Annotated in this window: 13 protein-coding genes; 4 read left to right on the top strand and 9 right to left on the bottom strand. The window is 63.6% G+C overall.

Annotation, left to right across the window (positions count from 1 at the left end; all coding sequences use genetic code 11):
• Positions 1-26: 26 nt before the first annotated feature.
• The gene (gene argH, locus V4R08_RS13455) at positions 27-1,424 is read right to left on the bottom strand and encodes an argininosuccinate lyase (RefSeq protein ID WP_335579817.1); all 1,398 of its coding nucleotides are present in this window, start codon (positions 1,422-1,424) and stop codon (positions 27-29) included.
• 107 nt (positions 1,425-1,531) lie between these two features.
• Between argH and tlpA the strand changes: the two genes are divergently transcribed.
• A complete protein-coding gene (gene tlpA, locus V4R08_RS13450; RefSeq protein WP_335579816.1) occupies positions 1,532-2,206 on the top strand; it encodes a thiol:disulfide interchange protein TlpA in 675 nt (224 codons plus the stop codon).
• Between the two features lie 113 nt (positions 2,207-2,319).
• On the opposite strand, the gene V4R08_RS13445 is transcribed toward tlpA, so the two are convergent.
• From V4R08_RS13445 to V4R08_RS13425, 5 genes are all read right to left on the bottom strand, one after another.
• On the bottom strand, positions 2,320-3,201 hold the full coding sequence (locus tag V4R08_RS13445; RefSeq protein ID WP_335579815.1) for a 3-hydroxybutyryl-CoA dehydrogenase: 882 nt from the start codon (positions 3,199-3,201) through the stop codon (positions 2,320-2,322).
• 101 nt (positions 3,202-3,302) lie between these two features.
• Positions 3,303-4,247, bottom strand: coding sequence for an electron transfer flavoprotein subunit alpha/FixB family protein (locus tag V4R08_RS13440; protein WP_335579814.1), 945 nt, complete (start codon positions 4,245-4,247; stop codon positions 3,303-3,305).
• Complete coding sequence (locus V4R08_RS13435) at positions 4,244-4,996, bottom strand: electron transfer flavoprotein subunit beta/FixA family protein (protein WP_335579812.1); 753 nt, start codon at positions 4,994-4,996, stop codon at positions 4,244-4,246. The genes V4R08_RS13440 and V4R08_RS13435 overlap by 4 nt, the downstream gene beginning before the upstream one ends.
• Before the next feature lie 257 nt (positions 4,997-5,253).
• A complete protein-coding gene (locus V4R08_RS13430; protein ID WP_335579811.1) occupies positions 5,254-5,826 on the bottom strand; it encodes a cob(I)yrinic acid a,c-diamide adenosyltransferase in 573 nt (190 codons plus the stop codon).
• A 43-nt stretch (positions 5,827-5,869) separates the two neighbouring features.
• Positions 5,870-6,067, bottom strand: coding sequence for a twin transmembrane helix small protein (locus V4R08_RS13425; RefSeq protein ID WP_335579810.1), 198 nt, complete (start codon positions 6,065-6,067; stop codon positions 5,870-5,872).
• A 145-nt stretch (positions 6,068-6,212) separates the two neighbouring features.
• On the opposite strand from V4R08_RS13425, the gene V4R08_RS13420 reads away from it, so the two are divergent.
• Complete coding sequence (locus tag V4R08_RS13420) at positions 6,213-7,106, top strand: YihY/virulence factor BrkB family protein (RefSeq protein WP_335579809.1); 894 nt, start codon at positions 6,213-6,215, stop codon at positions 7,104-7,106.
• Here the strand turns inward: V4R08_RS13420 and V4R08_RS13415 are convergent.
• The gene (locus V4R08_RS13415) at positions 7,033-8,280 is read right to left on the bottom strand and encodes an ATP-binding protein (protein ID WP_335579808.1); all 1,248 of its coding nucleotides are present in this window, start codon (positions 8,278-8,280) and stop codon (positions 7,033-7,035) included. The two genes, V4R08_RS13420 and V4R08_RS13415, sit on opposite strands and share 74 nt — an antisense overlap.
• 104 nt (positions 8,281-8,384) lie before the next feature.
• The gene (gluQRS, locus tag V4R08_RS13410; RefSeq protein WP_335579806.1) at positions 8,385-9,257 is read right to left on the bottom strand and encodes a tRNA glutamyl-Q(34) synthetase GluQRS; all 873 of its coding nucleotides are present in this window, start codon (positions 9,255-9,257) and stop codon (positions 8,385-8,387) included.
• A 46-nt stretch (positions 9,258-9,303) separates the two neighbouring features.
• Between gluQRS and V4R08_RS13405 the strand changes: the two genes are divergently transcribed.
• Complete coding sequence (locus V4R08_RS13405; protein WP_335579805.1) at positions 9,304-9,957, top strand: DNA-3-methyladenine glycosylase family protein; 654 nt, start codon at positions 9,304-9,306, stop codon at positions 9,955-9,957.
• A 168-nt stretch (positions 9,958-10,125) separates the two neighbouring features.
• A complete protein-coding gene (locus V4R08_RS13400; protein ID WP_335579804.1) occupies positions 10,126-11,655 on the top strand; it encodes a PAS domain-containing hybrid sensor histidine kinase/response regulator family protein in 1,530 nt (509 codons plus the stop codon).
• A gap of 156 nt (positions 11,656-11,811) precedes the next feature.
• Here V4R08_RS13400 and V4R08_RS13395 read toward each other — a convergent pair whose 3' ends face one another.
• A complete protein-coding gene (locus V4R08_RS13395; protein WP_335579803.1) occupies positions 11,812-13,572 on the bottom strand; it encodes a chloride channel protein in 1,761 nt (586 codons plus the stop codon).
• Between the last annotated feature and the right edge of the window lie 53 nt (positions 13,573-13,625).

Genomic DNA, 13,625 nt, shown 5'->3' with positions numbered 1-13,625 from the left:
AGAAAAATTCGAGCTGACTTTTCGGGTCAGCCCGCTTTTCGCTCTTTTTCCAGCCGCTTGAGCCAGGCGTTGGCTTGCCCGCGGACGTTTTTCGGCGCGGTCCCGCCATAACTCGTCCGGCTTTTCACCGACGCCTCGACGGACAGCACCGCAAGCGCATCGCGGGTGATGCGCGGCTCGACCGCCTGCATGTCCTGGAGCGGCAGTTCATGCAGCGCCACGCCCTGCTTCGATGCGGCGGCGACGATCCGCCCGGTGACATGATGCGCATCGCGGAACGGCATCTTCAGCGTCCGCACCAGCCAGTCGGCGAGATCGGTCGCGGTAGCGTAGCCGTCGCCGGCCGCGGCCTTCATTCGCGCCTCATCCGGCACAAGGTCGGCGACCATGCCGGTCATGGCACGGATCGCCAGCGAGAGCGCGCCGAACGCCTCCATCGCACCCTGCTTGTCTTCCTGCATGTCCTTTTGATAGGCCAGCGGCAGTCCCTTCATCACGATCAGCAGCCCCGTGAGCGCGCCGACCACACGGCCGGTCTTGGCGCGCACCAGTTCGGCGGCGTCCGGGTTGCGCTTCTGCGGCATGATCGACGAGCCGGTGGTGAACTTGTCGGAGAGCCGCACAAGACCGACCAGCGGCGAGGTCCAGATCACGATCTCCTCGGCGAAGCGCGACAGGTGCATGGACGTGATCGCCGCGGCCGAGAGTGTCTCCAGCACGAAATCGCGATCGGACACCGCATCGAGCGAATTCGCCATCGGGCGAGCGAAACCGAGTGCCTTCGCGGTGGCGTCGCGATCGATCGGAAAGGATGTGCCCGCCAGCGCGGCCGCCCCGAGCGGGCTTTCATTCAGACGCTTGCGCGCGTCGGCAAAGCGGCCGCGGTCGCGCGCCGCCATTTCGACATAGGCCATCAGATGATGGCCGAAGGTCACCGGCTGCGCGGTCTGCAAATGCGTGAAGCCCGGCATCACCGTCCCGGCGTGCTCCAGCGCGCGCGTCACCAGAACGTGCTGAAAGGCCGCGAGCGCCGCATCGGTCTCGTCGATGACGTCGCGGACATAGAGGCGGAAATCGGTCGCAACCTGATCGTTGCGCGAACGCGCGGTATGCAATCGTCCGGCCGCAGCGCCGATCAGTTCCCCAAGCCGACCCTCCACATTCATGTGAATGTCCTCAAGCGCCCGCTTGAAGTCGAAGGAATCCGTGCGGATCTCTGACAAAATCGTGTCTAGACCCTTGCCTATGTTTTTTGCATCATCCGCCGTAATGATGCCTTGAGCGGCGAGCATGGCAGCGTGGACCTTGGACGCGGCGATGTCCTGGGCGTAGAGATGGCGATCGACGTCGATAGAGACGTTGATTTCTTCCATGATCGCATCGGGACCTTCCCCGAAACGGCCACCCCACATCTTGTTGCTCATGCGCGCCGCTCATTTCATGCCTGCCGGACAACCGGTCGGCCCGGTTCGTTCCGACGGTCTAAAGCCGAAGCCTGCATACCCGCATCTTATACAGGATGACAAACGATATGACTGAAACCACTCCGCCGCCGCCCCGCCGCGCCGAAAGCAGGCTTCCCGTAGGCCCACTGGTCGCGGTCGCCGTCGTCGCCGTGGTCACGGCCTTGCTTTTAGGCGCCGGGCACTTGAAGTCCGCGAGATACGCGGCTAACGCCAGTGTGCCCTGTGGCCACGCTGTGGAACTGTCCAGGAAGCTTGCCCCCCGGGCCATCGGCGAAGTGGCAGCCCTGACGATGGCGTCGAAGCCGCGCCAGATGCCGGACCTGGCCTTTATGGACGGCGACGGCCAACCCAAGAAGCTTTCGGACTGGAAGGGGAAAACCGTTCTCTTGAACCTATGGGCGACCTGGTGCGTGCCCTGCCGCAAAGAGATGCCCGCGCTGGACAAGCTTGAGGGCAAGCTCGGCAGCGATAAATTCGCTGTGGTCGCCATCAACATCGACACTCGCGACGCCGACAAGCCGAAGGCCTTTCTAAAAGACGCCAACCTGACCCGCCTCGGCAATTTTCATGATGCAAAAGCCGAGGTCTTTCAGGATCTTAAAAGCATAGGTCTGGCGCTCGGTATGCCCACCTCGGTGCTGATCGACGGCCGCGGTTGCGAAATCGGCAACATGGCCGGACCGGCCGAATGGGACAGCTCCGACGCGATCAAGCTGATTCAGGCATCGTTGGCGCCTTAGAGTATTTCCCGGTGAAGTGGACACCGGTTCACCGTAAGTAAATGCGACCACTCAATAGCTTGGAGCGTCCGTTCTGATTCCATCAGAACGGACGCTCTAGCGTCATTCTGCTCTCAGCGCGTCGGAACCGGTTTTTCGCCGCGATAGTCGTAGAAGCCGCGCTGGCTCTTGCGGCCGAGCCAGCCGGCCTCGACGTATTTCACCAGCAGCGGACAGGGCCGGTACTTGGAGTCGGCGAGCCCTTCGTGAAGCATCTGCATGATCGACAGGCAGGTGTCGAGTCCGATGAAATCGGCGAGTTCAAGCGGTCCCATCGGATGATGCGCGCCGAGCTTCATGGCGACATCGATCGCCTCGACGTTGCCGACGCCTTCGTACAGCGTGTAGATCGCCTCATTGATCATCGGCAGCAGAATACGGTTGACGATGAAGGCCGGGAAATCCTCGGACACGGCGATTTGCTTGCCTAGTCCGGTGACGAATTCCTTGGCCGCATCGAAGGTCGCATCACCGGTCGCGATGCCGCGGATCAGTTCGACCAGTTCCATCAGCGGCACCGGATTCATGAAGTGAATGCCGATGAACTTCTCCGGACGATCGGTGGACGCGGCAAGCCGCGTAATCGAGATCGATGACGTGTTCGAGGCGATGATGGCCTCTGGCTTCAGCACCGCGCACAGATCGTGAAAGATTTTGCGCTTGACCTCCTCCTTCTCTACGGCGGTCTCGATCACCAGATCGCAATCGGTAAGCCCGTCGAGGGTTTCAGTTTGCCCAATCCGTGCAAGCGCTTTCTGGCGAGCATCCTCGGTGATGATCTTCTTCGACACCTGACGCGACAGGTTGCCATTGATGGTGACCATGGCCGACTTCAGTTGATCGGGGGAAAGATCGTTGAGCACCACGTCGAGCCCGGCGAGGGCCGCCACATGCGCAATACCGTTGCCCATCTGACCCGAACCGATTACGCCGACTTTTCTGATCATTGCCGCCATTTTACCATCTCACCGGGTGCCGAACCGCGCAGCGGTCTGCCCATTCTTGCACAAACACCGGCCGAAGTCCGTTGCTCCGGCGAGCCTTCTTCGGATCATCGTTAGCGTCCGGGCTTTCCAAGTTCTTCGGTGAGTTCGGGGACCGCCTGATACAGGTCCGCCACCAGGCCGTAATCGGCCACCTGGAAAATGGGCGCATCCCCGTCCTTGTTGATCGCCACGATCACCTTGGAATCCTTCATGCCGGCGAGATGCTGGATCGCGCCGGAGATACCGATGGCGATGTAAAGGTCCGGAGCCACGACCTTGCCGGTCTGACCGACCTGCCAGTCGTTCGGCGCATAGCCCGCATCTACGGCGGCGCGCGAGGCCCCGACACCGGCGCCGAGCTTGTCCGCCAGCGGCTCGAGGTATTTGGTGAAGTTCGCGCGACTGCGCATGCCGCGGCCACCGGAGACGATGATCCTGGCCGAGCTCAGTTCGGGGCGATTGTTCTTGGCGACCGCCTCGCCGACGAAACTCGACAAGCCCGGATCGGCCGCCGCGGCGACGGCCTCCACCGGAGCATTGCCGCCGTCGCCGGTTGCGGCGAAGATCGAGGTCCGCACCGTGATGACCTTCTTGGCATCCCTGGACTTCACCGTCTGAATCGCATTGCCGGCGTAGATCGGCCGCTCGAAGGTATCGGGCGCGACCACCTTGATGATTTCGGAAACCTGCATCACGTCGAGCAGCGCCGCGACGCGCGGCATCACGTTCTTGAAGCGCGACGTCGCCGGCGCGACGAACGCATCGTAACCCGGCGCTAGCGAGCGGATCAGCGCGGCGAGCGGCTCGGCGAGATCGTGGGCGTAGACCGGGTTGTCCGCGAGCAGCACTTTCGCGACGCCGTTCAATTTCGCGGCGGCTTCGGCGGCGCTCCTGGCGTTTTCGCCCGCGACGAGTATGTCGACCGGCGCACCGAGTTGAGCGGCCGCGGTCAGCGCCTTGTTGGTCGCATCCTTCAGCGATGCGTGATCATGTTCGGCAATCAGCAACGTGGTCATCGGATTACCCCGGCTTCGTTCCTGAGCTTGGACACCAGTTCGGCGACATCCTTGACCTTGACGCCCGCCTTGCGACCCGGAGGTTCGGTTGTCCGGAGGACTTCGAGGCGCGGCGCGAGATCAACGCCGTACAGGTCGGCGGCCCTCTCCACGATCGGTTTCTTCTTTGCCTTCATGATGTTCGGAAGGGTGGCATAGCGTGGCTCGTTGAGCCGCAGGTCCGTCGTCACGATCGCCGGCCCTTTCAGCCTGACCGTCTGCAAACCGCCGTCAACTTCGCGCGTCACCTTGAAATAGGCCCCGTCGACCTCAAGCTTCGACGCGAAGGTCGCCTGCGCCCATCCGAGCAGCGCCGCCAGCATCTGGCCGGTCTGGTTTGAATCGTCGTCGATAGCCTGCTTGCCGAGAATGATCAGACCGGGGCCTTCCTCTTCGACAACAGCCTTGAGAAGCTTGGCGACCGCCAGCGGTTCGACGGGGGCTTCGGACCTGATCAGGATACCGCGGTCGGCGCCCATGGAAAGACCGGTGCGGATCGTTTCCGCGGCTTCAGCGGGGCCGATCGACACCAGCACGACTTCGGTCGCCTTGCCAGCCTCCTGAAGACGCAGGGCTTCCTCGATCGCGATCTCGTCGAACGGATTCATCGACATCTTGACTCGGGCGAGATCGACGCCGGACCCGTCGCCCTTGACGCGGATTTGCACGTTGAAATCGACAACCCGCTTGACCGGCACCAGAATCTTCATCGACCCTCTCTCGAACCGAGCTTTGGCTGGATCAACCGGGAGTGTGAGTTTCGGCGCGGAACCTGGAGCTATTCCGGCTTTGATGGAATCAAAGCCGGGCTCCAGCCTTTTGTTTTGACGCGTCTTCTTGACGCGAGCCGGTACCCACTTCGCTCGAAAACGCTATAAAGGTCCCGTTTCCGGCGGTCAACGCGCGACGGTCAAAAATCGCGGTCCCTCACGGTCCTGGCCAAGCCAGGAAGCTATCGGTTTCGCCGTCATCTGTTTTGACCTGGCACCCAGAGGACATCGCCCGCGCCCTTGTCGTTCATGAAGCGGCTGGCCACAAACAGGAAATCCGACAACCGGTTCATATACTGGACCGCGGCAGCGTTGACCGGCTCGCCGGGTTGCGCGGCGAGTTCCACCATCATGCGTTCCGCGCGGCGGCAAATGGTTCGCGCCAGATGCAGATATGCGGCGGCAGGCGTCCCTCCCGGCAGCACGAACGATGTCAGTTCGGCAAGCCCGGCATTGAGTTTGTCGATATCATTCTCCAGGCGCAGCACCTGGCCGGACACCATGCGCAGCCGTTCGGCTTTGCCCTCGCGCTGGGGCACCGCCAGGTCGGCGCCGAGATCGAACAGATCGTTCTGGATGCAGCTCAGCATCCCATCGAGATCGGGCGCACTGGAAAGATGCAGCCGGACCACGCCGATTGCGGCGTTGGTCTCATCGACGGTTCCGTAGGCGCCGACACGGAGGTCGTATTTCGGGCGGCGCTCACCGGTGCCGAGCGCGGTGGTGCCGTCGTCGCCGGTACGCGTGTAGATTCGGTTGAGAACGACCATCGGTCCCCCGGTGCCGGTCCATCAATCCGTCATTGCCCCATCATCAAGACCGCCCCATCATCCAGATCGTCACCATGGTGATGACGATCGCAACGAACTGCAGAAAGATCCGCCATCGCATCAGGTTCTGCGAGCGGTTGGGATTACCGCCGCGCATCATGTTGATCAGGCCCATCAGCAACACGGCAGCGACCGAGGCCACCGCGATCGGAATCAAAATCGTGCTCAGGAATACTGTCATTTTTTTTATATATCACCACAGCCGCGGCTGCGCCATTGCTTGCAACGAGATTCAGCCTTGCGCAACAATTTGGCCTTTTATGTATTGATATCAGATAGTAAACGGCGCCGGCGAAGCCGCCATTCGGCCTGGACCAGGGTGAAACGTGAGACATATCCGCTACGTCTACAAGATCGGAACGGACGCCTTCTACACGTTCCTTGCCGACGATGGCTGGGCGATCGCAAGCCATATCGCGCTATCCGCACTGATGGCGCTGTTCCCGTTTCTTATCGTCCTGACATCGCTGGCGGGCTTCCTGGGGTCCAAGGAGCTTGCCGACCAGGCGGCCGAACTGATGCTCCAGATCTGGCCGGATCAGGTCGCCAATGCGTTGTCCGGCGAAATCCATGACGTGCTGACGACGACGCGCGGCGATGCGCTGACCGTCGGCGCCGTGTTCGCGGTCTACTTCGCGTCGAACGGCGTCGAAAGCCTGAGGGTGGCGCTCAATCGCGCCTATGCGGTAATCGAGCCGCGCCGCTGGTACTGGCTGCGGCTGGAATCGATCGGCTACACGCTGATTGCCGCGGTGACGGCGCTGGCGATGGCGTTCCTGATCGTGCTCGGTCCGCTGATCATCGCCGCCGCGAAGCGCTACGTCCCGCTGATTGTCGAATCGAATGAAAGCCTGCTCAACATCGCCCGCTACGGCATCACCGTCCTTGCGATGTTCATCGCGCTCGTGATCCTGCACGCGTGGCTGCCGGCAGGCCGGCGATCCTTCCTCCAGATCATCCCCGGCATCATCTTCACCGTGCTGGCGTCGCTGGCCTCGGGCATTGGCTTCGGCCTTTATCTTGCGCGCTTCGCCAACAACTACGTCACGATGTATGCGGGTCTGGCCTCGGTCGTCATTGCGCTGGTGTTTCTGTACTTCATCGCCGCGATCTTCGTGTTCGGCGGCGAATTGAACGCGGCCATCATCAAGTCGCGGCTGCCGCGCGGCGTTTCGCTTCAAGCAGCGCAGTCGCTAGAGCCCGCGGAGAAACAGGCTTGACCAAAAACGCATCGCCGCCGGCCGCGCGCGATACCGCCTCGTCGTCGCTTCTGCCGGAGACGCCGATAATCGCGATCCGCCCGGCCGGCGGATCGAGGGCCCGGATACGCCCGATCGCCTCGATCCCGCTGATGCCAGGCAGCACCATATCCATCAGCACCACATCGAAGCCCCCTTGCGCGATGCGCTTGACGGCATCCTCGCCTCGTCCGACGAACTCGGCCTGATGGCCGAGTTCGGTGAGAATGGTGTTGAGCACGACGCGGCCGAACGGATTGTCCTCGACGCTGAGAACCCGCAGTCCGCCCGAAAAATCCGATGACGCATCGGGGGCGTCGCCGGACTGGATCGTCCTCGGCCCCTCGGCCGGCGCCAGCAGAACGGTGAACGTGAACGTGGTGCCGCCGCCGCGCCGCTGTGTCACTGTGACGTCCCCGCCCATCGCGCGCGCCAGTTGCTTCACCGAGGACAGCCCGAGGCCAGCGCCGCCGAAGCGCGATGCAATCGAGACGTTGGCCTGCGAGAACGGCCGGAACAGCCGTCTGATCTCGGCGAGCGACAGGCCGATGCCGCTATCGGATACCACGAACGTCACGCAGATTTTTCCCTTCGGCCGCCGCGACGCCGTGGCCTTGAGCACGACATCGCCCTGCTCGGTGAACTTGACGGCATTGTCGATCAAATTCTCCAGCGCCGCGCGCAGGCGAACGGGATCGCCGGTCACGAACACCGGCAGCCTGTCGGAAATTTCGACTGCCGAGCGCAGGCCCTTGGCCGTCGCACGGCCGGCGAGCGAATCGCCGGCGTTGCGCGCCAGCGCGCGCAAATCGAAGAAATCCTGCCGCCCGCCGGGCGCGGATTGACGACTTCTCGCCGCATCGACGAATAGCGTCGCCAGACTGGCGAGATGGTCGGCGCCGGCCTTGATGGTCTCGACCCAGCGCCGCTCGCGCTCACCGAGATCGGAGGTGGCGAGCAGATCGCTGATGGCGAGAATTCCGGTGAGCGGCGTGCGTACCTCGTGCGCGAATGCCGCCAGCGCGGTCTCGACAATGCCGGACGACGATTGCGCAGACGCTCGCCTGGTCTTCGCCGACTTCGCGGCCTTCTTCGAACTGCGCTTTTTTGCCGGTCGCCTTTTAGACTTGCGCAACGCGCGCGATGTCGGCGCCATGATGTCCTTCCCCCAGCCCGCGCCAGCATGCCACGGCCCGGGCGCGGGAGTCACGCGGGAGGCGGTTTTGAATCCAAGGTAACCATTACGGCGTTGCGGCAATTTCAGGGCAGGCCGGTCAGCCTCCTGACCTCCCCGGCCGTCACCCCGCGGGCGCGCAATTGCCGCAAGCCGGTCGCCTCGGACGACTTGGACAGCTTCGCCCCGGCGCCATCGCGGATCAGATCGTGGTGACGATAGAGGGGTTGAGGCAGGTCGAGGATTTTTTGCAGCAGCCTGTGCACGGCGGTCGACCAGAACAGGTCCTGCCCGCGCACTACATCGGTGACGCCCTGCAGGGCATCGTCGATCACCGCCGACAAATGATAGCTGGTCGGCGTGTCCTTGCGCGCGAGGACGACGTCGCCCCAGGCTTCCGGCCGCGCGACGATGTCGCCGGTTTCCCCGTCGGGGCCGCAGCCCCGCTCGGTCCACGCGAGACCGCCGGCAAGCCGGCGCGCGGCGTCCATATCGAGCCGCAGCGCGTAAGCCGCGCCGGATCGCAGCCGCCGTTCGCGCTCGGTGGCGGAAAGCGATTTTGCCGTGCCGGGATAGAGCGGCGCGCCGTCAGGATCGCGCGGCCAGACACCATCCGCCTCGCGCGCCTTCACCAACGCCGCGATCTCGGCGCGGCTCTCGAAACTCGGATAGAGCAACCCCAGCGCGGCCAGCCGGTCGAGCGCCGCGCGGTAATCGGCAAAATGGTCCGACTGCCGCCGCACCGGCGTCTCCCACGCAATCCCGAGCCAGCCGAGGTCTTCGTAGATCGCCGCCTCGAATTCGGGGCGGCACCGGGTCGCATCGATATCCTCGATCCGCAGCAGAAAGCGTCCGCCGCCCTCTCGCGCGGACTCCAAATTCAGCAACGCCGAATAGGCGTGCCCGAGATGGAGAAAGCCGTTCGGTGACGGCGCAAAACGGAAAACGGGTGGCGGCATCGATCTTTGCTTGCATAACCGGGCCGTGACGCAGAACTACTAACGAATGACCGTCCACCTGAAAACCCAATCCGATCTCGACGAGGCCGTCAACGCGCTGGTGAAGCAGGATCCGCGGCTAAAGCCGATCCTGGATCGCACCGGGCTTCCCGCTCTGCGGCAGCGCGAGCCGGGCTTCGAAGGGCTCGCCGCGATCGTCTGCGGCCAGCAACTGTCGACCGCGAGCGCTGGCGCGATCTGGGGACGGCTCAGTACCGCCTTCGTGCCCTTCCATCATGATGCGATCGGCAAAGCGCGCGCCGACCGGCTCGGCCGGCTGGGATTGTCGGCGGCAAAGATCGCCACGCTGAAACTGCTCGCGCGCGAGATCGCGGCGGGGCGGCTCAATCTCGACGTGCTCGCCGAGGAAGATGCCGACGCCGCCCATGCGACGCTGGTCCGGCATCGCGGCATCGGACCGTGGACCGCCGACGTCTACCTGCTGTTTTGTCTGGGCCACGGCGATGCCTGGCCCGCGGGCGATGTCGCGCTTCAGGAGGCGATCAAGGTCGGCCTCGGGCTGACGACGCGACCCACGCCAAAACAGATGGCTCCACTGGCGGAGCCATGGCGTCCGCTGCGCGGAGCGGCCGCGCATCTGTGGTGGGCCTATTACAAGGTCATCAAGAACCGCGAAGGCGTGATCGCCGGGCCGAAGTGAACGGACTTGCCGGGCCTCACAGGCGGCAGCGCAGCGTGCCGAAGCGCATGATTTTCAGGCGAGGATCAAGGCCCGCAAGGCCACGCTATCCGTTCAGGCCGGGGCCTTGATCGGCTGGAACACATCGATTGCGAGGTCGTTATCCTCCGCGAGGACTGCGAGGCTTAAATGCCGGACACGTCAAAAAACGACGACAAAAACGCCAAAGACCTGTTCGACAGCGAACACCGGTTCCGGCTTCTCGTCGAAGGTGTCATCGACTACGCGATCTACATGATGGACCCCACGGGGATCATCACCAACTGGAATGCAGGCGCGGAACGCATCAAGGGCTATCGCCCAGACGAAATCATCGGCCAGCATTTTTCGCGGTTTTATACCGACGCGGACCGCGCTGCGGGGCGCCCGGCCCGCGCATTGCAGATTGCCAGCGACACCGGGCATTACGATGAGGAAGGCTGGCGGGTTCGCAAGGACGGATCGTTCTTCTGGGCCAGCGTCGTCATCGACGCCATCCGCGACGACTCCGGAAACCTCATCGGCTTCACAAAGATCGCGCGGGACATCACGGAGCGCCACGAGGCCCAGCAAAAACTCGAGCGCGTGCAACGGCAGCTCGCGGAATCGCAGAAGATGGACGCACTCGGCCAGCTCACCGGCGGAGTCGCTCACGACTTCAACAATCTACTGATGATTGTCAGCGGAAACATCCAGACCCTGAAAACAATCGTCGAGAACGACCCGAGGGCCCTGCGGGCAGTTCACGCCATCGAGACCGCGACCCAACGCGGAGGCGCGCTCACCCGGCAACTCCTGACATTCTCCCGGCGGCAGAGCGTCAACCCGCTGCCGACCGCCGTCGCGGATCGCATTCGATCGATCGCCGACGTTCTCGATAGCGGCCTCGGCAACACCATCGCCCTGCATATCGACACGCCTGACGACTTGTGGCACGTCACGATCGACGCCGCCGAATTCGAAACGGCGCTGCTCAATCTGGTCATCAACGCACGCGACGCCATGACAGACGGCGGACACGTCGTCGTGCGGGCGCGAAACATAGCCCCACAGGACGAGGCCGAAGAACGCTATCTTGCGATTTCAGTCGAGGATACCGGACAAGGTATCCCGGCGGACATCCTGGCCAGGGTATTCGATCCGTTCTTCACGACGAAATCTGTCGGGAAGGGAACAGGTCTCGGACTGTCGCAGGTGCATGGTTTCGCTCATCAAGCCGGCGGCCATGTCGGCATCAACAGCGAGCTTGGCCGCGGCACCGTGGTTACGATCTATCTTCCGCCGACCGAAACGCCGGGTGCCAAGGGCAACGGGCAGAGCCACCGCGACGCAAGCGGCACCGTCCTGCTCGTCGAGGACAATCCGGATGTGGCAAATGCGAGCGCCGGATTGCTTGAACAGCTCGGCTATCGCGTGCGAATCTCCAACAATGCCGAGGCGGCGTTGCTGGAGATCGAACGCAATAGCGTCGATCTCGTCTTCAGCGACATCGTGATACCGGGAAAAATGGACGGCCTCGGTCTGGCCAAGGCGCTTCGCGCGACCCATCCGCATTTGCCGGTGTTGCTGACCACCGGTTACAGCGAGGCTCTCGCCGGAGGCCAGACGGATTTTCACGTTCTCCGAAAACCCTACGCCATTCACGAACTCAGCCAGGCCCTCGCCAAGCTGTCCGACTGAGGCTGACGGCCCGGCCGCTTTCGCGGACACTTGAGAAGGCGGAAAAACCCGCCGGATGGGAGCGGCGGGCGCCTGACGAACCGCATGGCATCGTGCGGAAGCGACGACAGCTTGCCGCGCGATGAGGTATTCAATCGGAGACCGGCGGCATCGGCCTCACATCTCACCTAAGGCCTCGCGGCGGCAGCGCTCGGATTCTTCCGCATAACGCCGCATGGCGTGGGCCTCGGTGAGAACTCCTACCGGGCGTTTGTCGCCATCGGCCTCGACCACCGCCAGCGTCTCGGCTTCGGCTGCATCGAACACGGCGACCGCCTCTTGGATGTTCATCGCAGGACGCAGGACCGCGTCCTTGTAGTGCAGGATGCTTTCGAGACAAACGACCTCCCGGATTTCCGGCGTATACGCGTCGGCGACCAGCACCAGACCGGCATAGTGACCGTCGGCATCCACCGCGATCACCTGGGTTTTCGAGCCGAGCGGAAACTTTTCGCGAAACTCCTCCATCGACATCGTTGCATCGACGGTCACCGTCTCGGGACGCATCAGGGTCTTCACCGTGAGATCACGGATCCACCCGACGTCGGCGGCGCTGCGTATCGTTTCGCCGCGCAGATGCATCCGCCAGGTCGCGAAGGAATAGCCGAACAGTTCCCGGGTGATCTGGGTCGAGATGATAACCGCGATCAGCACCGCCGAGGTCAGCCAGAGGTTGCCTGTCGATTCCAGGGCGATGAACGACATCGTCAGCGGACCGCCGATCACGGACGCCGACAGCGCGCTCATTCCGATCACCGCGTAGACATCCGGATTGAGATCGAGACCCGGCCACGCCCCTTCGAACCCGGCGGCGAACAACCGCCCGCCGAGCGCGCCGAGAAAGAGCGTGGCAAAGAACAGGCCGCCGCGGAAGCCGCTGCCGAGCGAGATGATCGACGCCAGCGATTTCAGCAGGAACACCGCGGCCATCGTGCCGACGCTCATCGTCACCAACCCCGAGTAGAACAGCGCGCCATGCCCTGACGACATCACCTGCGGCGTCACCAGCGCCAGCAACCCGACGCCGAGCCCGCCGACCGCCAGCCTCAGCGGCGGCCCGATCCCGATGCTCGTCAACGCCGCCTCGCACAACGCGACCCCGCGCATGATGCCGATGCCAACCAGAGCCGCGAACAGGCCGAGCAGCGCGGCGATAGCGAGATCGTGGCCAAAAATCACGCCAAACGGCCCGACCGTGACCCCGAGCGACAACGGCAGGAACCCGTGCGCGACGAGATAGCCGACCACGGCCGCGACGCCCACCGGCGTCAGGCTCGCAGGCGTGTAGCCGCCGATAACCAGCTCGAAGGCATAGAACGCGCCGGCCAGCGGCGCACCGAACGCGCCCGCGATTGCGGCCGCCGCGCCGCAGCCGACCATGATGCGCTGGTCGGCGCGGCGCAAATGAAAGCCGCGCCCGATCGAAGCGCCGAGACCGCTCGCAAGCTGGGTATAACCCGCCTCGAGGCCGACCGATGCGCCGACGCCGCTCGACCAGATCGCCTGCAACGCGACGATAACGCTGCCGCGGAACGACATCCGTCCACCGTGCAGGGCGTTGGCTTCGATCGGATCGACCTCGCGTGCCGGCCGCCAGCGCAGCAGCAGCAGGAAAGCGCCCCCGAGCGCCATTCCGCCGATGCCCGGCACCAGCATGGCGCGCAGCGGATCGATATTGTTCTGGCTGGACAGACGCTCCCCGGCCGGAATTAGGAACAGCACCTCGTGGAGCTTTAAGACAGCGGTCCCCATGACTGCGACCACCAGTCCGCCAATAACGCCGATCAGCGCGGCCAGCAGGATGAGGCTCGCCTCATGCGCGCGAACAAAGGCGCGGAGCCGTCGCGGCGCTTCAATGTAACGGAAACCAGCTGACATTCGTCGGGTCCGGACAGTATCGGGCGCGGGCAATCTAGACTGAAGCGGTTTAG

Origin of the sequence: Nitrobacter sp. NHB1 (assembly GCF_036964665.1) — a bacterium.
Classification (GTDB): domain Bacteria; phylum Pseudomonadota; class Alphaproteobacteria; order Rhizobiales; family Xanthobacteraceae; genus Nitrobacter.
The sequence above is the reverse complement of the archived record's forward strand: the minus strand, read 5'-3'. Positions and strand labels throughout refer to the sequence as shown.

What these genes read in the sequence shown, in the direction of transcription:
- V4R08_RS13435 (WP_335579812.1), bottom strand. Translation starts at nt 4,996, where the DNA reads ATGAAGATTCTGGTGCCGGTCAAGCGGGTTGTCGATTTCAACGTGCAA.
- argH (WP_335579817.1), bottom strand. Translation starts at nt 1,424, where the DNA reads ATGAGCAACAAGATGTGGGGTGGCCGTTTCGGGGAAGGTCCCGATGCG.
- V4R08_RS13395 (WP_335579803.1), bottom strand. Translation starts at nt 13,572, where the DNA reads ATGTCAGCTGGTTTCCGTTACATTGAAGCGCCGCGACGGCTCCGCGCC.
- V4R08_RS13430 (WP_335579811.1), bottom strand. Translation starts at nt 5,826, where the DNA reads ATGGTCGTTCTCAACCGAATCTACACGCGTACCGGCGACGACGGCACC.
- V4R08_RS13445 (WP_335579815.1), bottom strand. Translation starts at nt 3,201, where the DNA reads ATGGCGGCAATGATCAGAAAAGTCGGCGTAATCGGTTCGGGTCAGATG.
- V4R08_RS13405 (WP_335579805.1), top strand. Translation starts at nt 9,304, where the DNA reads ATGACCGTCCACCTGAAAACCCAATCCGATCTCGACGAGGCCGTCAAC.
- V4R08_RS13415 (WP_335579808.1), bottom strand. Translation starts at nt 8,280, where the DNA reads ATGGCGCCGACATCGCGCGCGTTGCGCAAGTCTAAAAGGCGACCGGCA.
- tlpA (WP_335579816.1), top strand. Translation starts at nt 1,532, where the DNA reads ATGACTGAAACCACTCCGCCGCCGCCCCGCCGCGCCGAAAGCAGGCTT.
- gluQRS (WP_335579806.1), bottom strand. Translation starts at nt 9,257, where the DNA reads ATGCCGCCACCCGTTTTCCGTTTTGCGCCGTCACCGAACGGCTTTCTC.
- V4R08_RS13425 (WP_335579810.1), bottom strand. Translation starts at nt 6,067, where the DNA reads ATGACAGTATTCCTGAGCACGATTTTGATTCCGATCGCGGTGGCCTCG.
- V4R08_RS13400 (WP_335579804.1), top strand. Translation starts at nt 10,126, where the DNA reads ATGCCGGACACGTCAAAAAACGACGACAAAAACGCCAAAGACCTGTTC.
- V4R08_RS13440 (WP_335579814.1), bottom strand. Translation starts at nt 4,247, where the DNA reads ATGACCACGTTGCTGATTGCCGAACATGATCACGCATCGCTGAAGGAT.